At 39.1% G+C, this 18,621-nt stretch carries 19 protein-coding genes; 7 read left to right on the plus strand and 12 right to left on the minus strand.

The features are described 5' to 3' along the window. Positions 1 to 113 precede the first annotated feature (113 nt). From CDW55_RS06240 to rluF, 6 genes are all read left to right on the plus strand, one after another. Positions 114 to 1,013: a cell division protein FtsX gene (locus CDW55_RS06240; protein WP_088468908.1), complete on the plus strand. Its 900-nt coding sequence runs from the start codon at positions 114 to 116 to the stop codon at positions 1,011 to 1,013. A gap of 3 nt (positions 1,014 to 1,016) precedes the next feature. Further along, the gene (locus CDW55_RS06245) at positions 1,017 to 1,319 is read left to right on the plus strand and encodes a DUF3098 domain-containing protein (RefSeq protein ID WP_088468909.1); all 303 of its coding nucleotides are present in this window, start codon (positions 1,017 to 1,019) and stop codon (positions 1,317 to 1,319) included. Between the two features lie 85 nt (positions 1,320 to 1,404). After that, a complete protein-coding gene (locus CDW55_RS06250) occupies positions 1,405 to 2,217 on the plus strand; it encodes an undecaprenyl-diphosphate phosphatase (RefSeq protein WP_088468910.1) in 813 nt (270 codons plus the stop codon). Positions 2,218 to 2,243: 26 nt separating this feature from the next. After that, a complete protein-coding gene (truB, locus tag CDW55_RS06255; RefSeq protein ID WP_088468911.1) occupies positions 2,244 to 2,945 on the plus strand; it encodes a tRNA pseudouridine(55) synthase TruB in 702 nt (233 codons plus the stop codon). Beyond that, positions 2,946 to 3,500: a hypothetical protein gene (locus CDW55_RS06260; RefSeq protein ID WP_088468912.1), complete on the plus strand. Its 555-nt coding sequence runs from the start codon at positions 2,946 to 2,948 to the stop codon at positions 3,498 to 3,500. Positions 3,501 to 3,503: 3 nt separating this feature from the next. After that, positions 3,504 to 4,226 (plus strand): 23S rRNA pseudouridine(2604) synthase RluF, encoded by a 723-nt coding sequence (gene rluF, locus CDW55_RS06265; RefSeq protein ID WP_088468913.1) that lies wholly within the window; start codon positions 3,504 to 3,506, stop codon positions 4,224 to 4,226. Here rluF and CDW55_RS06270 read toward each other — a convergent pair. The 12 genes from CDW55_RS06270 to CDW55_RS06325 form a co-directional block, all read right to left on the minus strand. Beyond that, positions 4,223 to 4,666 carry a phosphohydrolase gene (locus CDW55_RS06270; RefSeq protein WP_088469526.1) on the minus strand — a complete coding sequence of 148 codons (444 nt, stop codon included), beginning with the start codon at positions 4,664 to 4,666 and terminating at the stop codon, positions 4,223 to 4,225. The genes rluF and CDW55_RS06270 overlap by 4 nt on opposite strands. 2 nt (positions 4,667 to 4,668) lie before the next feature. Further along, a complete protein-coding gene (locus CDW55_RS06275) occupies positions 4,669 to 6,927 on the minus strand; it encodes a cation:proton antiporter (RefSeq protein WP_088468914.1) in 2,259 nt (752 codons plus the stop codon). Between the two features lie 72 nt (positions 6,928 to 6,999). Next, positions 7,000 to 7,329 (minus strand): YegP family protein, encoded by a 330-nt coding sequence (locus CDW55_RS06280; RefSeq protein WP_088468915.1) that lies wholly within the window; start codon positions 7,327 to 7,329, stop codon positions 7,000 to 7,002. A gap of 196 nt (positions 7,330 to 7,525) precedes the next feature. Continuing rightward, positions 7,526 to 8,275, minus strand: a complete 750-nt coding sequence (locus CDW55_RS06285) for a hypothetical protein (RefSeq protein WP_088468916.1) — start codon at positions 8,273 to 8,275, stop codon at positions 7,526 to 7,528. A 186-nt stretch (positions 8,276 to 8,461) separates the two neighbouring features. Beyond that, positions 8,462 to 10,240: an acyl-CoA dehydrogenase family protein gene (locus CDW55_RS06290; RefSeq protein WP_088468917.1), complete on the minus strand. Its 1,779-nt coding sequence runs from the start codon at positions 10,238 to 10,240 to the stop codon at positions 8,462 to 8,464. A gap of 37 nt (positions 10,241 to 10,277) precedes the next feature. Continuing rightward, a complete protein-coding gene (locus CDW55_RS06295) occupies positions 10,278 to 10,634 on the minus strand; it encodes a four helix bundle protein (protein WP_088468918.1) in 357 nt (118 codons plus the stop codon). Positions 10,635 to 10,695: 61 nt separating this feature from the next. Further along, a complete protein-coding gene (locus CDW55_RS06300) occupies positions 10,696 to 11,877 on the minus strand; it encodes an acetyl-CoA C-acyltransferase (protein WP_088468919.1) in 1,182 nt (393 codons plus the stop codon). A gap of 18 nt (positions 11,878 to 11,895) precedes the next feature. Then, positions 11,896 to 14,289, minus strand: a complete 2,394-nt coding sequence (locus tag CDW55_RS06305; RefSeq protein WP_088468920.1) for a 3-hydroxyacyl-CoA dehydrogenase/enoyl-CoA hydratase family protein — start codon at positions 14,287 to 14,289, stop codon at positions 11,896 to 11,898. Between the two features lie 43 nt (positions 14,290 to 14,332). Continuing rightward, complete coding sequence (locus tag CDW55_RS06310; RefSeq protein WP_088468921.1) at positions 14,333 to 14,791, minus strand: MarR family winged helix-turn-helix transcriptional regulator; 459 nt, start codon at positions 14,789 to 14,791, stop codon at positions 14,333 to 14,335. Positions 14,792 to 14,953: 162 nt separating this feature from the next. Further along, the gene (locus tag CDW55_RS06315; protein ID WP_088468922.1) at positions 14,954 to 15,877 is read right to left on the minus strand and encodes an ABC transporter ATP-binding protein; all 924 of its coding nucleotides are present in this window, start codon (positions 15,875 to 15,877) and stop codon (positions 14,954 to 14,956) included. 1 nt (position 15,878) lies between these two features. After that, complete coding sequence (locus CDW55_RS06320; RefSeq protein ID WP_179285915.1) at positions 15,879 to 16,856, minus strand: iron ABC transporter permease; 978 nt, start codon at positions 16,854 to 16,856, stop codon at positions 15,879 to 15,881. A 32-nt stretch (positions 16,857 to 16,888) separates the two neighbouring features. Beyond that, a complete protein-coding gene (locus CDW55_RS06325; protein ID WP_088468924.1) occupies positions 16,889 to 17,461 on the minus strand; it encodes a TlpA family protein disulfide reductase in 573 nt (190 codons plus the stop codon). 32 nt (positions 17,462 to 17,493) lie between these two features. On the opposite strand from CDW55_RS06325, the gene CDW55_RS06330 reads away from it, so the two are divergent. Beyond that, positions 17,494 to 18,618, plus strand: coding sequence for a 2Fe-2S iron-sulfur cluster-binding protein (locus CDW55_RS06330; protein ID WP_088468925.1), 1,125 nt, complete (start codon positions 17,494 to 17,496; stop codon positions 18,616 to 18,618). Positions 18,619 to 18,621: the final 3 nt, after the last annotated feature.

Raw genomic sequence — 18,621 nt, forward strand, 5'->3', positions numbered from 1 at the left:
AACTGAATTCCGGTGCTGAAAAGACTTTCTTTATGTTTTTTTAACACCGATTTTCTTGGATTCTCCGCAAATTACGGAAGTTTTTTTCTATTTTAGCAGAAATTTTTTATTTAATGGCAAAGACAGTTGAGGATTTTAACAAAAGACGCCTGCGCTCCAGCAATATTACCGTTGTCGTGAGTATTGCACTGGTTTTATTTTTGTTGGGATTAATGGGATTGATTTTGATTAACGCTCAGAAATATTCCGATTACATTAAGGAACAGCTTGTGGTAAACGCTTATTTTGATGAAAATTTTGATGCGAAAGATTCTGCAAAAACTGTAAAAAGAGAACAGGAAACTTTTAAAAAAATTCAGGCGTTGGGTCCTGTAAAAAGAGCAACCTATATCACCCGTGAAATGGCTGCCCAAGAAGCTAAAAAGAGTATGGGTATTGAGTCCAGCGCACTTTTTGAAGAAAATATTTTTCCATCCTCTGTGGAAGTTGCGTTAAAACCGGAATATGTAGATCCTGCGAAAATTGATGAAGCCATCAAACAGATTAAAGCAACTCCCGGAATTGTGGATGTGAAGAACAACAGCACACTGATGGTAGAAGTTTATAATAACCTTAACAATATTCTTAAGTGGATTTTAGGATTTTCAATCCTCTTCTTAATTTTGGCGGTAGTTCTTATTAATAATTCCATACGCCTTAAGATTTTCTCTAAGCGTTTCATTATCAAAACAATGCAGCTTGTGGGAGCAAAACGCAGATTTATTTTAAAGCCTTTTATTCTCGAAGCTGTAATTTTAGGTGTTATAGGTGCAGTGCTCGGTTTGGTCGTACTTTTCGGTGCCTGGTATTACTTTATCACCCAAATCGGAACTCCTTTCGCACAGGATAATAATCAACTTATTATTTTAGTGGCCGGGATTTTCTTATTGGGTGTTCTCATCACCGTTCTGAGTACAATTTTTGCCACCTGGAGATTCCTGAGATCAAATGTTGATGATTTATACTATTCTTAAAAAATGAGTAAAAAAAATAAAAATTTCTCAGCAGAAGCTTTCGGCAAAAAAGAAGCTGATCTTCCACAGGAAAATTCCTTTTATTTCGGTCCGCAAAATTACAAACTCATGCTCATCGGATTAGCGCTGATCGTAGTTGGTTTTTTACTGATGATGGGAGCTGATGCCAATACGGTGGACGGAAAATACGATCCGAATTCCTGGAACGAGGGAATTTTTTCTATCCGAAGAATCCGTATTGCACCTTTGCTGGTGATCGCAGGTTTTGCAGTTGAGGTGTACGCGATTTTGAAAAGAAACAAATAATATTTACAACAATACGTATCAGACTTTGTCAAAGCTTTTTTTGTAGCCTTTGACAAAGTTTTTTAATTAAAAGTTTACCTATTTCATGGATTTAATCAGAGCAATTCTTATTGCAATTATCGAGGGATTAACCGAGTATCTACCGGTTTCCTCAACTGCACACATGATTTTCACCAGTTCAATTTTCGGTATTCAGGAAGATGAATTTGTGAAGATGTTTCAGGTTTCCATTCAGTTTGGAGCCATTCTGGCGGTTGTTTTTCTTTACTGGAAAAAGTTTTTCAATTTCAAGAATATTAATTTCTATTTAAAACTTGCCGTTGCGGTAATACCAGCCCTGGTTTTAGGAAAACTTTTCGATGATAAAATCGAAGCCGTTCTCGGCGATCCGGTTCCCATTGCCATTGTTTTAATTCTTGGCGGAGTTGTTCTTCTTTTCATCGACAAACTCTTCAAAGTACACGTCATTGATGATGAGAAAGATGTTTCATATAAAAGTGCTTTGATTATCGGGTTTTGGCAGTGTCTGGCAATGATGCCGGGAACAAGCCGAAGTGCCGCATCAATCATCGGTGGAATGCAGCAGCAGCTTACCCGTAAAGCTGCGGCAGAATTCTCCTTTTTTCTTGCCGTGCCTACGATGCTTGCAGTTTCTGTATATTCAATATTCCTGAAAGACTGGAATCACAAAGGTCTGGAGCAAAAAGGTTACGAAATGATCATGCAGGGCGATAATTTGATGTATTTTTTGGTAGGAAACGTAGTGGCATTTGTGGTTGCGGTTATTGCCATTAAATTTTTCATCGGCGTTTTAACAAAGTATGGTTTCAAACCGTGGGGCTGGTACCGGATCGTTGTAGGAATTGTGTTGCTGATTTATTTTACACAGTTTCAGTAGCATTTTAAACCAGTTTTAGTTATTAAATGACATCAGAAGATTTTCTTGAAGGACAAATCATATTACTCGACAAACCTTTGGATTGGACGAGTTTTCAGGCGGTGAACAAACTCAAGTATAAACTGAAAAACGAATTTAATCTTCCGAAAAAATTCAAAATCGGTCACGCCGGAACTTTAGATCCGCGTGCAACGGGTCTGCTGATTGTGTGTACCGGAAAATTCACCAAGAAAATTCAGGAAATCCAGGATGCACCGAAAGAATATTTAACCGAAATAAAAATCGGTGTGCAAACCGAATCTTACGATACCGAGAAACCCGAAATTCTCCATCAGGATTATTCACATATTTCAGAGGAATTTATAAAGGAAACGCTAAGCAGTTTTGTTGGCGAAATCGACCAGAAACCACCGGTTTTTTCAGCAATTAAAATCGACGGAAACCGTGCGTACGATCTTGCCCGAAAAGGAGAGGAGGTAGAAATGAAATCCCGTAAAACAACAATTCATTATCTTAAAGACATCGAAATCGACTTGCCTTTTGTGCGCTTCACCGTGGGCTGTTCGAAAGGTACTTATATCCGAAGTCTGGCCCACGATATTGGTCAGGAATTAGGTGTCGGAGCTTATCTTACCAATTTAAGGAGGACAAAAATCGGTGATTATTCGATTGAACATGCGTCTTCACAGCATTTGGAAAATAAATTTAGCTTTAAAGAACTTTTATAGATGAAATATTTTTATCTTTTGTTTTTAATTTTTCCATTTCTTAGTTTTGGTCAGGAAAAAGCCGCAAAACTGGGGGTTTTCAGTACACTTGAAACCAATATCGGTTTAGACCTGGCACAAATGATACGGGATGGTAGGGCAAAAACCGATTACGAAAAGAGCCAGCTGCCGCCTGGTAAATATAATTATGGTTTTACTGCACAGATTGGTGTTCAGCCATTGAATTGGTTTGCCCTTGGAGGTGGTTTACGCTACAGTTATATTGATCCTAATTATCATCTTCTGTATGCGATGGTACAGCCGAAATTTTTCCTTGGCGATCCACGGGATGAGGAATTTTTCTACTTATTCGGAAGTATGGGAACAAAAATCAACCGAACTGCTACTGATAATGCAGGTTTTGTGGGTATCGGAGCCGGGATGGTTGAACCGTTAAGCAAAAGATTTGGGCATCTGTTCAGTGTCGCTGTAGAAGATCAGATTCTGGATGGTGAGGGCAGTATATTTATCAGTCTGTCCTATGGAATCATTATTTTTAGCAACAAAAATCTTTAAGTTTTGGAAAAAACACGCATCAATAAATATCTTTCTGAAGTTGGATTCTGTTCCCGCCGTGAAGCTGATAAAATGCTGGAGCAGGGAAGGATCACAGTGAACGGCACAATTCCTGAAATGGGAACGAAAGTTTCGGAAGAAGATGAAATTCTTGTCGATGGAATTTCCATCCGGAAGCCTGAAGAAGAACATGTGTACATCGCGCTGAACAAGCCTGTCGGGATTGTTTGTACTACCGATACTAAACGCGAAAGAAATAATATTGTAGAATTCATCAATCATCCGAAAAGGATTTTCCCTATCGGTAGGCTCGATAAACCCAGTGAAGGGCTTATCTTACTGACTTCCGATGGCGATATCGTGAATAAAATCCTCCGCGCGAGAAATAACCACGAAAAAGAATATATCGTTCGGGTAGATAAACCCATTACACCTCAGTTTCTGCATAAAATGCGAAACGGAATCCCGATTTTGGGAACCGTGACCAATAAATGTGAAGTAGAGCAAATCGATACACTCTCCTTCAGAATTATCCTTACTCAGGGACTGAACCGCCAGATCCGAAGAATGTGCGAATATCTGGGTTACGAAGTAAAGAAACTGAAGCGCATAAGAATCATGAACATTAAACTCGATTTACCGGTGGGTAAATGGCGTGATCTTACCGAAGCTGAGATGAAAGAACTCAAGGATTTACTCGGAGATTCCGAAAAAACGGTGGATTAATATTTTTCCTTCAGATAGAGATAAGCTGTAAGGTATTTGTTCAGTCTTTTCGCATCTTTCTCTGTCAGTGGTCTTGTAAATCTTGTTAAATCCATATTGTCGCGCAGATCATTCAGCTTTACCGCCACAGCAAGCGCAGATTTCTCGGTCTGTTTAATAAATTCTGTATAATCCTGATCGGGCGGATTTTTGGTCAGGCATTCTATCGCAAAAACAATCTCATTCGGAAAACCTTCCTGCAGCAGATATTCGTAGGTAATTTTTGGGCAGTCTTCAATTACGTCATGCAGCACACCCACAATTTTTTCATCATACGTTTTTCCGTAATTCATAACGCGAATGATGTGGCCGATATACGGTGTGCCAAATTTATCCGTTTGTCCGCGATGGGCTTTTTCGGCTATTCTTATGGCTTTGTTTAAAAGTTCTTCTTTGCTCATCATTAGATTTCGATGTTCAGTTTTTCAATTTTCTTTCCATTTCCTACGACCCATACAATATCATCAACCTGAAGAATTTCAGATGATTCCGGATTCAGAATTCTTTCATCGCCACGCCGTATTGCGATTACCAGACCATCGGTTTTATCGCGGATGCCAGATTCACGGATGCTAAGACCCTTTTTCGGTGAATGGTGATTGATGAGAATTTTGCCGAGTTTAATGTGATTAATGTCTTCTTCAACAACAATTTCCTGGCTGTCGAAAACAGGTTTAAAAATCTGGAACTGATCATCGGTTGCAATAATTCCCACTTTATCGTAAGGCATCAGCACTTCCGACCGGCCGGGCGTGTGAATAAGCTTTTCGCCTCTTTTAATGTAGCCTATGTTCACTCCGTATTTTTCTCTCCACTGCAGATCCACAAGGGTTTTTCCAATATATTCTGCCAGCGGTTTCACCTCGAGTTCCACAATGTGTACATCCCAGGCAGCCAGGTTATTGGTTACTTCAGAATTGCCGGCAAGGCGGGTAATGGGTTCGCTCTGTTGGTTGTCGGACCTGTCATTAAGGTTGGTGATGAATCTTTTTTCAATTCTGTTATAAAATTTATTGATTCTTTTAGAAAATACAACCATAAGAATAATTGCGACCGGAATCGTAATAAAGATGGAAATGGTGGTGGAGGCAAACCGGTCCAGGAAAAAGCCCAGAATTCCAATACCTAAGATAATTCTTATAATTTCGATAATAAGCAGCGGTCCGCGGTTATATTTAGTTTTTGTCCAAAGTTCTTTATACGCTACCGAACTTGGTCTTTTTACCATTAAAGCCCACAGGAACGGAAGAATAAAGAGAACCGGAAGTGCGTTCCCAATGATATTTTTAATACCGTTACTTTCCAGATTTTCATTGATGGCCGGAATTATAAAACGTGAAAAGAGGAGATAAATCGCAATGATGATGATACCGTTGATCAAAACGATTCTGCCGTAATTCTTCAGAATAGTCTGCCAGCTGGTTTCAGCCTGAATGTTCTGGGTATTGGTAGAATATTTATTGATTTTGGCAATATATTTTGGCGGAACCACCTTCACAAGCCAGTTATAGAAAGGCTCAGACAGTTTGATGAGATAAGGCGTAGTAAACGTAGTTATTGCCGAAACACCTACCGCGACAGGGAACAGGAAATCTGAAATTACCCCCAAAGATAGCCCAAGCGTAGCCACAATAAACGCAAATTCCCCGATCTGGGCCATACTCATTCCCACCTGAACCGACTGTTTCAGCGGCTGCCCCGAAATCAGCGCTCCTAAAGTTGAACTGAAAAGCTTGCCGAATAAGGTGAGCAGCGTAACAGCGAGAATAGGCCATGCATAAGTGATCATTGCATCGTAATCGATCATCATCCCCACCGATACGAAAAACACGGCAGCAAAAAGATCCTTCACCGATTTGAGTGTATGTTCTACTTTTTCAGCCATAGTAGTTTCCGCGATGATGGATCCCATCACAAATGCACCGAGTTCTGCAGAGAAGCCCGCATTTACAGCAATCAGAACCATACCAAGACACAGCCCGATCGATAAAACGAGTAGGATTTCTTCGTCGATTAAGGGTTTTAATTTCTTAAGCAAAGTCGGCAACAGGAAGATTCCCAGCAGGAACCACAGGATAAGGAAAAACAGCAGCTTAGCCACCGTAAACAGGATTTGTGTACCTTCAAATTCTTTGGTGACAGCAATAGTCGAGAGTAATACCATGAGGAGAATCACCACAATATCTTCCACCACCAGAACACCAAATACAATTTTTGCGAAGTTTTTCGTCTTTACACCCAATTCGTCGAACGCGCGGATGATAATGGTGGTAGAGGAGCTTGCCAGCATTCCGCCCAGGAACATACTGTCCATGGTACTCCAGCCGAGCATGCGGCCGGTGTAATAACCGGCAATGGTGATGAAAATAATCTCCACAAAAGCGGTAATCGATGCCGATCCGCCCACATTCATGAGTTTCTTGAAACTGAATTCGAGACCCAGACTGAAGAGCAGGAAGATGACCCCGATTTCTGCCAGTGTTTTAATATTGGTCATATCAACCACCGAAGGAAAGATTTTGAAATTGGGGCTTACCAGAAAACCAGCAATAATATATCCCAGAACCAGCGGTTGCTTGATTTTTCTAAAAATCAAAACAACAAAAGCTGCTACGATTAATATTAATGCCAGATCCTCAATTAACTTTGGTAAATGTCCCATAATGCGTGTTTCGTGGTTTTTCCCAAAAATAAAGAAATGCTTTAATTATTCAAAGCATTTCTAATGTAATTTCTATTCTTTTTCTTCCACCGTGGCGTCGGGCGCGTTTTTTTTCACGGATTCTATTCCGTTTTCCATTCCGGCGGCAGATTCGTACATTTCACTCGAGCCAATGACCTGGTTGTTGCCGGCTTTCAGGTTGAAGTGGAACTTGCCGCCTGCTGATTCTTTTCTTTCGTACTTCGAGTCGTCGGATGCGTTTTTCTTTACCGATTCCACACCGTTTTCGCAGGCCGCTTTGGTGGAATATCCTTCACTTGCCAAAATGGTCTGTCCGTTTCCGGCTTTCAGATTAAATTGAAATTCGCCGTTTTTCCTTTTTGAAATTACAAATTTGCCCATAGTAAGTATTTTTAAGTTCCTTAAAATTAAGAAAATTATTGATATGCAGGTAACGTTTAACTTTAATTTTAAATGATCTGCTGTCGGATCTTTATTGCCCGTTACCCGGAAAACTTCCCGGTAAAACGTAACCCGAAACTTGCCGAACTGGAAAAAAAAGTGGAGATTTTGAGGGGGTTGTTGAGGAGGCGTCGAGTTATTTTAGTTGAACTACTTGAGAGTGAAGTTGCCTATATAAAGATATTTTATTGAAGTCTGAAACTATTTTATCCTTTAAATCTATATCGCTAAAGTAGTTGTAAAAATCAATTCCTTCACAAATAAGAAGCCAATTTTCATCGCATTTTTTATATTTTAATAATCTTTTTTCTTTACTTTTTATTATTTTATTTAAAATTTCGTCATTAAATGATGGTACAACTCCGGCAGTCGTTTCTAGATGAAATGATTTTTCTATTCCATCTACTCTTGTCATAGTAATGCTTAATATACTTTCTGGTAGATGTCTGTATCCGCTGCTTAAAAGCAATTCTTTTACTTGACCAAATGATTCAATTTCACCAATGTTTTCAAGTTTTTTGCTTTCTCTAGGATTTAGTTTTGAAAATTCTTTAACACATATTTTTCGCAAATCTTTTATAATAGAATTTCGGAATTTTAATTTAATTGGATTTTCATGATTTAGTTCAATATCTAAAATAAATGGGTATTCAAAATCTTCTTCGATATTGTTTATCACCTCTTTATTGAATTTAAAAGTAAATTCCGAGGATGCTTTAAGAAACTCATTGTAGTAACACTCAGTTATTTCAATTCCTATTGTTTTGCCCAGATTAGTAGTGTAAATTACATCAGGCATGTCTGGAAATGTAGGCTCACCTTCTGGTAAGGAAGTACATAATTCTTTAAATTTTTTAAAAATGTATTGTTCATCTGATGGACTCATTTATACCTAATTTGTTGATTATGCTTTGCAAGTAAAATCTCTCAAATATCCGATTAAAATTTTCTCTCTCCAAACTTTATTTCTAGTTGATTATATTTAATGCAGTAAGAAGATTTTAATTGAAGATTAAACAAAAATACGCCCCAGTTTCCCGAGGCGTTTAAGATAATGTTATGAAGTTACTTTCTAGTAATGACCTTTCTCTACATAATGCGCTGCGATTTTCTCGGTAAGTGCAATGATGTTTGGTTGGTTGGTGTATTTCGTAAATCTTCGGAGGCCTGAAAGCATCATGCGCTGCTCGTCGCCTTCCGCGAAAGAAATAATTCCTTCTTTGGCCGCTGCGATGATTTTTTCAACGGCTTTGTACAGGTTCAGCTGAGCCATGGCAACTTCCACAGAATCTGCGCTGAAGTGTTTCTCTGCTCTTAAAATTGCAGATTCAGCCATATAGATTTGGTTCAGGATTTCTGAAGCGTTTAATAATAAATGCTGCTGTTTCTCCATTTCCATCATGTATTTCTGAAGCGCAGCTCCGGAAACCATTAAGAATACTTTTTTCAGGTTCGCAATTATGGCTTTTTCTTCGCTCAGCAGTTCAGAATAATCGGGCACATCGAAAGACGGAATTCCCATCAGTTCTTTTCCTACTGCCATTGCTGGTTTCAGAAGATCAAGCTGGCCTTTCATGGTTTTCTTGATGAGCATTCCTACCGCAAGAAGACGGTTGATTTCGTTGGTACCTTCGTAGATTCTGCCGATTCTGGAGTCTCTCCACGCTGCTTCCATAGGTGCGTCTGCAGAGAATCCCATACCACCGTAAATCTGAATTCCTTCATCGGCAGTATTCTGCGTTAAATCTGAAACAAAAACTTTAAGGATTGATGCTTCTACCGCAAATTCTTCAACGCCTTTTAGTTCAGCTTCCTGATGGTTCATTCCGCCTGCAACAAGCTCGTCAATTTTATCCTGAACATCTTTCGCGGCACGGTAAGATCCTGCTTCTGAAACGAAAATTCCGGTAGCCATTTCAGCAATTTTCTTTCTGATCGCTCCGAAAGTAGAGATTGCTACACCGAACTGTTTTCTTTCGTTGGCGTATTTTGTTGCGTGAGCTAAGATTCTTCTCTGTCCGTCAAGGTTTGCTGCAGCCAGTTTAATACGGCCAACATTCAGGGAATTTAAAGCGATTTTGAAACCGTTGTTTCTTTCTCCTAAAAGATTTTCCACAGGAACCTTCATGTCGTTGAAGAAAACCTGGCGGGTAGAAGAGGAGCGGATGCCGAGTTTATGCTCTTCTTCACCGAAAGTTAAACCTTCGGTATCTCTTTCTACGATAAATCCGGTGATGTTTTTGTCGTCATCAATTTTCGCGAAGACGATGAAAATCTCTGCAAAACCTGCATTGGAAATCCACATTTTCTGTCCGTTGATGATGTAGTGTTTGCCGTCTTCGGAAAGTTTGGCTTTGGTTTTCCCCGAGTTTGCGTCTGAACCTGCATCCGGCTCTGTTAAACAGTAAGCGCCGAATTTGGTTCCTGTAGCTAAATCCGGAAGGTATTTATTTTTTTGTTCTTCAGTTCCGTAAAGCAGGATCGGAAGAGTTCCGATTCCGGTGTGGGCACCGTATGCAGTCGCCAATGAACCGTTACCGCCGGAAAGATAATCGCACGCCAACATGGTGGTTACGAAACCCATCCCAAGGCCGCCGTACTGTTCAGGCACTGTTACGCCGAGGAAGCCCATTTCGCCTAGCTTGCGCATGGTCTCTTCGGTTAATGCGTAATCTTTGCTTTCGAATCTTTCGTGGTGCGGAACCACTTCTCTGTCGATGAATTCTTTCGCAGAATCGCGCATCATCTTTTGTTCTTCAGAAAGCTCTTCAAGCGTGAAGATGTCTTTTGCAGGAGTTTCTGTAATCAGGAAATCTCCCCCGATAAGTGTTTTTTGTGTTGTATCGCTCATGATAGTTAATTTTAGATTTTAGATTATAAATTTTAGATTATTCAGGTGTGTTTTGCTCAGTCGTTTTAATTATTTTGGTTAAAATATTAATAATACTTTCAATTTCTATTAATGCATTTTGAAAATCAACATCTACAAGCTTAGAATGCTGTAGAAGTCTGAACCAATATCGGGTCTCACGCGCTTCTTTATTTGCAATTTTAAGTTTGTTGACAAAGTCTTTTTTTGAATGTGCTGCTACCGATTCTTCTACGTTCGCACCGATTGAGGTTCCGGACCGTAAAAACTGTTTAGACAAGACATATTCTTTCCTATTCTGACACTGAACATACAGGTCGAGAACTGCCAATGCGAAAGAGAAGCTTTTGTCTAATATTAAATTTTCCTTTTGCATTTTGAAATTGAATTTATTATTAACAAATCATTTAAAATTTAAAATTCAAAATTTAAAATTTTTAAAGCAGTTCGAAAATACTCGCAGCTCCCTGACCTGTTCCTACGCACATGGAAACCATTCCGTATTTGTTGCCGCGTTTTCTCATCTCGTCTAGAAGCTGAACTGTTAATTTGGTTCCTGTACAGCCGAGTGGGTGACCTAATGCGATTGCACCACCGTTAACATTAAGAATATCTGGATTTAGATTTACTTCTTTTTTTATCGCAACGGATTGTGAAGCGAACGCTTCGTTAAGTTCTATCAAATCGATGTCTTTAAGTTCCAGACCTGCCTGTTTCAAAGCTTTTGGGATGGCATAGATTGGTCCCATTCCCATGATTCTCGGTTCTAAACCTGCAGCTGCATAAGCTACTAATCTTGCTTCCGGTTCCAGACCTAGTTCCTTTACCATTTCTTCGGACATTACAATCACGAATGCCGCGCCGTCACTCATCTGGGATGAGTTTCCTGCTGTTACCGAACCTCCGTTTGCGAAAACCGGACGAAGTTTTGCCAAACCTTCAATCGAAGTATCTTTTCTTGGACCTTCATCAACATTGAAATCGAATTTTTTGGTCTGCATTTTCTGGTTTTCGTCCAAGAAATTATACTCTACAGGGATGGAAACAATCTGGTTTGCGAATTTACCTTCTTCATTGGCTTTTAAAGCTTTCATGTGAGATTCGTAAGCGAACTGATCCTGCTCCTCACGGGAAATTTTGTACTGATTGGCCACTTCTTCAGCAGTGTAACCCATTCCCCAATAGTAATCAGGGTTAGTTTTTGCGATTTCCGTTTCAGGAACCGGTTTGTAGCCACCCATTGGGATATAACTCATGGATTCTGTTCCACCTGCAATGATACAGTCGGCCATTCCTGCCTGTATTTTTGCTGATGCAATGGCGATGGCTTCAGAACCCGAGGCGCAGTAACGGTTAATGGTAACTCCCGGAACTTTGTCGGTATTTAATCCCATTAATGAAATTAAACGGGCAACATTCAGTCCCTGTTCGGCTTCCGGCATTGCATTTCCTACAATAAGGTCATCAATCCTGTCTTTATCGAGTTGTGGAACAGCAGCCATTAATTTCTCAATAACTGTTGCAGCCAGAACATCTGGTCTTGTAAATCTCAGACTGCCTTTTGGTGCTTTGCCTACGGCGGTTCTGAAACCTTTAATGATATATGCTTGTTTTGACATTTTTCTTAAATTTTAAAATTAGTTTCTTAACGGTTTTCCGTTTTGTAGCATGTACTGAATTCTTTCCAAAGTCTTTCTTTCGCCGCAAAGCTGTAAGAATGTTTCTCTTTCAAGATTCAATAGATATTGTTCTGTGACAACAGTTGGTTCAGAAAGATTTCCTCCGACCAAAACGTTGGCCAATTTGTCGGCAATCAGTTTGTCGTGTGCGGAGATGAATTTTCCGGTCAGCATCTGGTCTGTTCCAACGTAGAACATACCCAATGCGTCTTTACCTAAAACTTTCACTCTCTGTTCAATCGGTTGCGTGTAACCTTGGTCAGCCATTAGTTTTGCTACTTTTTTAGCTTCAAGAATCTGCGTGTTTTTGTTTACTACTACAATGTCTTTATGGTTTTCTAAAATTCCCATATCGTAAGCTTCGTACGCTGAAGTTGCTACTTTACCCATTGCAATGTTCATGAAGGCGTCACGAAGACGGTTATTCTTAACATCGTCACTGTGGAATTCTCTTGAAGTTCTTAATGCAAACTCTTTAGTACCACCACCACCAGGAATTACTCCAACGCCGGTTTCAACAAGACCGATGTAAGTTTCAGCTGCTGCAACCACTTTATCAGCGTGCATTGTCATTTCGCAACCACCGCCCAAAGTCATTCCGTGCGGAGCAACTACAACAGGAATTGAAGAGTAACGAACTCTCATCATGGATTTCTGGAAGTAAGCAATCGCCATATTCAAATCGTCCCAATCCTGTTCGATCGCCATCATCAGAATCATGGCTAAATTTGCTCCAACAGAGAAATTAGCTCCCTGATTACCGATTACCAAACCGTCGTATTCTTTTTCAGCCAAGTCGATTGCTCTGTTCAGACCATCTAAAACTTCACCGCCTAAGGAATTCATTTTGGAACGGATCTCGAAATTGATGATTCCGTCGCCTAAATCCTGAATAGCAGAACCTGAATTACTCCAAAGTGTTTTGTTTTTTCTGATATTGTCGAGAATAATGAAGGCTTCCTGACCCGGAATAGTGCTGTAGTTTCCTGAGTTTTTGTCAAAGAAAATACTCTGCCCTTCGTCATTAACTTTATAGAACGTTTCAACATTTTTAACCCAGTCCGAAACTTCGTAACCGGCTTCTTTAGCCAGTTCGGTTCCTTTTTGAACGCCTACTGCATCCCAAATTTCGAACGGTCCGTTTTCCCAGCCGAAACCTGCGCGCATTGCGTCATCAATTTTATAAACTTCGTCAGAAATTTCCGGAACTTTGTGTGACACGTAAGCGAAAAGTGCTCCTAAAGATTTTCTGTACAATTCGCCGGCTTTGTCTTTTCCGCCAATCAGCACTTTGAAACGGTCGATCGGTTTGTCGATGTTTTTGGTCAGTTCAAGGGTAGGGAAGCTTGATTTACCCTGAAGTTCGTACTCCATGGTATTGAGGTTCAGGCCGTGGATTTCGGATTTTCCTTCTGCATTTTTAACTTTCTTGTAGAAACCCTGCTGAGATTTGGAACCCAACCAGTTATTATCCACCATTTTCTGGATGTATTCCGGAAGTGAAAATACGTTGTTGAAATCATTGGCTTCAACACCGCTTTCGCGGACACCGTTTGCCACGTGAACCAAAGTATCCAAACCAACCACATCTGCAGTTCTGAAGGTTGCAGATTTCGGACGGCCGATTACCGGACCTGTCAGTTTATCGATATCGGTAACATTTAAACCTAACTCTTTTACTTCATGCAAAAGGTTCATCATGGAGAAAACACCGATTCTGTTGGCGATAAATGCAGGTGTGTCTTTTGCTAAAACTGTAGTCTTCCCAAGAAATTTAGCCCCAAAATCCATATAGAATTTAGCGATTTCCGGATCTGTTTCCGGAGTTGGAATCACTTCCAGCAGCGGTAAATATCGCACTGGATTGAAAAAGTGCGTTCCCGCGAAATGTTTCTTGAAATCCTCGCTTCTTCCTTCAATTAAGAAGTGGATGGGAATTCCGGAAGTGTTGGAAGATACCAGAGTTCCGGGTTTTCTGAACTGTTCGATTTTTTCGTAAACTGATTTTTTGATGTCGAGTCTTTCAACCACCACTTCAATAATCCAATCGGTGTTTTTGATTTTTTTAAGATCATCATCGAAGTTTCCTACGGTGATCCGGTCGGCAAATTTCGGGGAGTAGAGTAGTGCCGGGCTTGCTTTCTTCAATTTCTCGAAATTTTCAGCGGCAATCCTGTTTCTTACGGCTTTGTCTTCTTTGGTTAAGCCTTTTTTCTGTTCAGCTTCCGTAAGTTCAAAGGGAACAATATCGAGCAGAAGCACTTCAACACCAATATTGGCAAAGTGTGCTGCGATACCCGAACCCATTATTCCTGAACCAAGAACCGTAACATGTTTGATTCTTCTTTTCATCTCTAAAATTTTAATTATTTTTTATTGATGCAACCTTTTGGTTTTATCCTTTATTTTTATTGTTTAATTCGTTTGCGATTTTCAGAATATCCTGCATTACTTCCTTGAAAATTTCCATTTTCTCCGCAGAAATTTTTTCAACTACTTTTTTATTGAAATTCACCACCACTTCTTTTGAAAGGTTTCTGCTGTTCAGCCCTTTATCGGTTAGTTTGATGATGACCTCTCTTTTATCGGTTGGAGTTTTTTCTTTGTAGATATAGCCGTTATCTTCTAAAAGTTTAATGATTCTGGTTAAAGAAGTAGGCTCGATAGCCATTTTAGGTCCCAGATTTGTGCTTCGGGTTCCTTCTTTTGGATCGATTTTTAAAAGTGTAAGTGCTTGAACAGCAGTAGCATCGTGATCCTGTGCAAATTCAGAATACATTTTTGAAACTGCGAGCCAGGTAGACTTTAAAATCAGGTCAATATTTTCAACTCTTTCAATATTTTTTTGTTCCATTGTGTTATAAGTTGTGATTTAGACAAATATAACAAAAAATACTATGCATGCATAGTATTTTCGCCTGTTTCTGTAATTGATTGTAAATCAGTTTAATAATTAATATGAAAAGCATAATACTATGCATGCATAGTAATTTAAACAGATGCTGTAAATATCGAATTATCCGATGTTTGCAATTAAATCTGATACTTCGTTAAAGGAAAAGCATTTTTGTTGAAAATTGTCACCGGAAATCAACCAAAATCCATCTTTAAATTCAAATTTTATAGATGAAAGGTTTTTGGACGTGTTTTTTTGGAGAAAAGAATAGAGCATTTCTTTCTGTAAAACGGGTGCAATAATTTGAGGCGCCACAAAACTGTCGGTAAAATGAAATATTTTGGGATTCAGTAATTCGTCATGTTTTAATAAAATATCTTCCGTAATTCCAGCATCCAGTGTTTCATCGTTTACAAGCCAGATCCGGTCAGCAAATTCCTTTGCTAAGCGCCAGTCGTGGGACGAAAACAGGATAAGTTTATTCCGTGTTTTGGCTAGTTTCCGGAGTAATTTCAGAATGACGATTTTATTTTCCTCATCCAAATGTGTGGTTGGTTCGTCGAGAATAATCATCGGTGAATTTTGCGCCAAAGCCCTTCCAATAAAAGCTTTTTGAAGATTTCCGTCCGAGAGTTTCTGCAGAGGAAAATGTCGGTACTGGTTTAGATTTAAACTTTCGATGATTTCGTTAACTTCATTCTGATCCTGGGCATTCAGTTCAAAATAATAAGGATAATGTATATATTTTCCCAAGGAGACAAGGTCTGTAAGCGTATAGTTTGCAGGAATCTGCGATTTGGAAAAAACCACTGCGACGCGTTCGGCGATTTCTTTATTGCTGAGGGTTTTTATGTTTTTTCCGTCAAGTAAAATATCCCCCGAACTTAGAGATGTTTGATTTAAAATGCTTTTAATTAAAGTGGTTTTCCCAACACCGTTGTTTCCGATGAGTAGACAGATTTCCCCTAAAGCCAAATCGGTTTCAATTCCTCTTATTAAAGGTGTTTTGTATCCGACTGTTGTATTTTTAAGCTCCAGAAACATTTTAAGCAATTTTTTTATTCTTCATCATCATTGCCAGAATTACCGGAATTCCGAAAAGTGAAGTAATTACATTTAGTGGAAACTGTGTAGTTTCGGAAATAACAGAGAAAAATTCCATGATGAAAATTCCTAAAATCATGTTCAGAATCCACTGTTGCCAAAGTTTTGCAGGATTATAAATCATTCTGCAGAAATGCGGAACCACAATACCGATAAAGAGAATAGGTCCTAAAAATGCCGTTACAGAAGCCGATAGTATAGAAGAGGCTACAATAACGAAAAGTTTCAGTTGATTAAGATTTACACCCAGGCTTTGTGCGTAAGCTGCTCCCAGAGAGTTTCCGATGAGAGGCTTTATTGATTTAAAGCTCAAAAATATTCCAATCAAAACAATTATTGTCAACACCCAAACCTGATTTGTAGAAACCTGATTGTTCGCACCGAAACTCCAGAGAATATAATTTTTCAGACTCTGGTTTTCTGCATAAAACTGCAGAATCGAAACAATTGCGCCCGCCAAAGCCGATACCAGAAATCCAAAAATAATCAGGAAAGATTTATCCTGAAATCTGTTTGAAAATGCCAATAAAATAAGCATCAGGATCAAGCTTCCGCCAATTGCCGAAATGCTCAGGAAGCTGTTCTGTAAAACTTCGGGAAGTACGAGATTCTGTGCAAAAAAAATGTAAAAAGCAACACTTAAACTCGCCACCGAAGTAATTCCCAAAACCGAAGGCCCGGCCAATGGATTCTGAAAATATTCCTGTAAAAGAAAACCAGAAGTGGGAATTGAAATTCCTGCCAAAGCCATCGCCAAAGCCCTGTTGATCCTTAGCTGCGCGATTTGAGAATTATCCGTATCCGAAACAAAAAAATCGGCAAAATTCAGTTTCATAAAACCAATATTCAGGTTGACGACAACCGAAATCATAATTCCGACAGTGATGAAAAAGGCAATGATCTTGAATTTTTTGGACATTATATTAAGCCCTGAAGCTTTTAACCTTCGAATTATTTAAATGAATTAATCTTTTCGTCCAACATTTCTTTGCTCATCATTCCTATTGTTTCGTCGGTTTTATCGCCTTTTCTCATGAACGTAAAAGGAATTGAGCCACCGTCCCACTGTTTGAAGTTTTTAGGAAAAAATTCTGGTGTAAGTTTTTGTCCGTCAACCAGAACAATATGTTTTGAGAGGTTGTTTTCTTCAGCAAAAGCCTTCACTTTGGTTTCCCAGTCTTCTTTCGGATCCAGCCCTACAAAAGTAAATTTCACCGGCTGCGATTCCATTTCTTTTATTTTTTCTTTAAAATGAGGCATTTCGCGCATGCACGGTCCGCACCAAGTTGCAAAAAAGTTGGTAACATATAAAGTGTCGTTATCTTTTTTAGCAAGGATTTCCGAAGTTTCTTCGGGGCTTAATTCAATCTGTTTGAAAGGAACAACCGCTTCAGAAATTTCGTTGGATTCCGGAACTGTAACAGAATCAGCAGGCGATATTTCGGTGTTTTCGGAGATTTGAGTTTCTTTTTTACATGCAGTGAATGCAACCAGAATCATCGCGCTCAGAAGGAATTTTTTCATTTTATTTTTATTATTTTTGAAAGATATTTGATATGGAAAAACGATTACCCAAAGCGAAGCAAGGAGAATTTCACTGGCTAAAATTAGCGAAAAAGCAGCAACTTACCAAAAACACGTTTGCACTGGAGTTTGAAATTCCGGAAGCTTTAAAATTAAATTATAAGTTTGAAGCCGGTCAATATGTGACGATAAAATACCCGTCAAAAGGAGGGGTTTTTCAGAACGATTTTTCAATGACTTCCGCGCCGTATGAGGAGAAGATTGCGCTGGGTATAAAGATTAACGGGCAGGAAAGCTCTACCAACGATCTTTATAATGACTTCGAAGTTGGTGATGAAGTAGAAATTTCTGAACCCAAAGGAAGATTTACGCTGGTTTCAAAACCTCACGAATTTCGCACAATCATTGGTTTTGCAGGTGGAATTGGGATTACTCCGCTGCTCAGTCATTTTAAAAATATTCTTCATAAAGAGCCCAGAACCAGACTTTTTATGTTTTACGGCAATCGCAAATCTGAAGAAATTGCTTTTAAAAATGAATTGGACAGTTTAGCGAAAAAATATGCCGACCGGCTTCAGATTTTCTATTTTTTTTCACAGGAACCAACTTCAGATAACTTGTTTTACGGGCGTTTAGATGAGAGAAAACTAAAATTAATCATCAACCAGATTCTTCATTTGGATGATACCGATGAAGAAAGTACCATTTGGGATGCGGTGGATGAAGTGTTGATTTGTGGAAAAGGTGAGATGATAAAATCACTGGCAAATGCCTGCTACAATAACGGAATTCCCAAAAAAAATATTCATTTCGAGCTTTTCGAAGAATACAATGAAGATATTTATCCTTTAGAAAAGGATTTTCCGCGTGTGGAGAATATTGAAGTTGATTTTAAACTGTTCAACAAAAATTATTCAACAACTTTAAAGAACAATGAAGTAAAACTCCTGCAGCAACTCTTAATCCAGGGGTTTCCTGTTCCTTATTCCTGTAAATCAGGCATTTGTGGCAGCTGCGAATGTGTTCTGGAAGAAGGAGAAGTTGAACTTCTTGAAAACGAATATTTAACAGAAAAAGAAGAAGCCTCAGGGAAAATCCTTGCCTGCATGTCGGTAATGCTGAGTAAGAAAATAAAAGTTAATTTTGATCTTGTTTAAGTA

The organism is Chryseobacterium sp. VAUSW3, assembly GCF_002205795.1.
Lineage (GTDB): Bacteria > Bacteroidota > Bacteroidia > Flavobacteriales > Weeksellaceae > Kaistella > Kaistella yananensis.

What these genes read in the sequence shown, in the direction of transcription:
- CDW55_RS06275 (WP_088468914.1), bottom strand. Translation starts at nt 6,927, where the DNA reads ATGGGACATTTACCAAAGTTAATTGAGGATCTGGCATTAATATTAATC.
- CDW55_RS06260 (WP_088468912.1), top strand. Translation starts at nt 2,946, where the DNA reads ATGAAATATTTTTATCTTTTGTTTTTAATTTTTCCATTTCTTAGTTTT.
- CDW55_RS06325 (WP_088468924.1), bottom strand. Translation starts at nt 17,461, where the DNA reads ATGAAAAAATTCCTTCTGAGCGCGATGATTCTGGTTGCATTCACTGCA.
- CDW55_RS06290 (WP_088468917.1), bottom strand. Translation starts at nt 10,240, where the DNA reads ATGAGCGATACAACACAAAAAACACTTATCGGGGGAGATTTCCTGATT.
- CDW55_RS06250 (WP_088468910.1), top strand. Translation starts at nt 1,405, where the DNA reads ATGGATTTAATCAGAGCAATTCTTATTGCAATTATCGAGGGATTAACC.
- CDW55_RS06240 (WP_088468908.1), top strand. Translation starts at nt 114, where the DNA reads ATGGCAAAGACAGTTGAGGATTTTAACAAAAGACGCCTGCGCTCCAGC.
- CDW55_RS06330 (WP_088468925.1), top strand. Translation starts at nt 17,494, where the DNA reads ATGGAAAAACGATTACCCAAAGCGAAGCAAGGAGAATTTCACTGGCTA.
- CDW55_RS06300 (WP_088468919.1), bottom strand. Translation starts at nt 11,877, where the DNA reads ATGTCAAAACAAGCATATATCATTAAAGGTTTCAGAACCGCCGTAGGC.
- CDW55_RS06285 (WP_088468916.1), bottom strand. Translation starts at nt 8,275, where the DNA reads ATGAGTCCATCAGATGAACAATACATTTTTAAAAAATTTAAAGAATTA.
- CDW55_RS06245 (WP_088468909.1), top strand. Translation starts at nt 1,017, where the DNA reads ATGAGTAAAAAAAATAAAAATTTCTCAGCAGAAGCTTTCGGCAAAAAA.
- CDW55_RS06280 (WP_088468915.1), bottom strand. Translation starts at nt 7,329, where the DNA reads ATGGGCAAATTTGTAATTTCAAAAAGGAAAAACGGCGAATTTCAATTT.
- CDW55_RS06320 (WP_179285915.1), bottom strand. Translation starts at nt 16,856, where the DNA reads ATGTCCAAAAAATTCAAGATCATTGCCTTTTTCATCACTGTCGGAATT.
- truB (WP_088468911.1), top strand. Translation starts at nt 2,244, where the DNA reads ATGACATCAGAAGATTTTCTTGAAGGACAAATCATATTACTCGACAAA.
- CDW55_RS06295 (WP_088468918.1), bottom strand. Translation starts at nt 10,634, where the DNA reads ATGCAAAAGGAAAATTTAATATTAGACAAAAGCTTCTCTTTCGCATTG.
- CDW55_RS06310 (WP_088468921.1), bottom strand. Translation starts at nt 14,791, where the DNA reads ATGGAACAAAAAAATATTGAAAGAGTTGAAAATATTGACCTGATTTTA.
- CDW55_RS06270 (WP_088469526.1), bottom strand. Translation starts at nt 4,666, where the DNA reads ATGAGCAAAGAAGAACTTTTAAACAAAGCCATAAGAATAGCCGAAAAA.
- CDW55_RS06315 (WP_088468922.1), bottom strand. Translation starts at nt 15,877, where the DNA reads ATGTTTCTGGAGCTTAAAAATACAACAGTCGGATACAAAACACCTTTA.
- CDW55_RS06305 (WP_088468920.1), bottom strand. Translation starts at nt 14,289, where the DNA reads ATGAAAAGAAGAATCAAACATGTTACGGTTCTTGGTTCAGGAATAATG.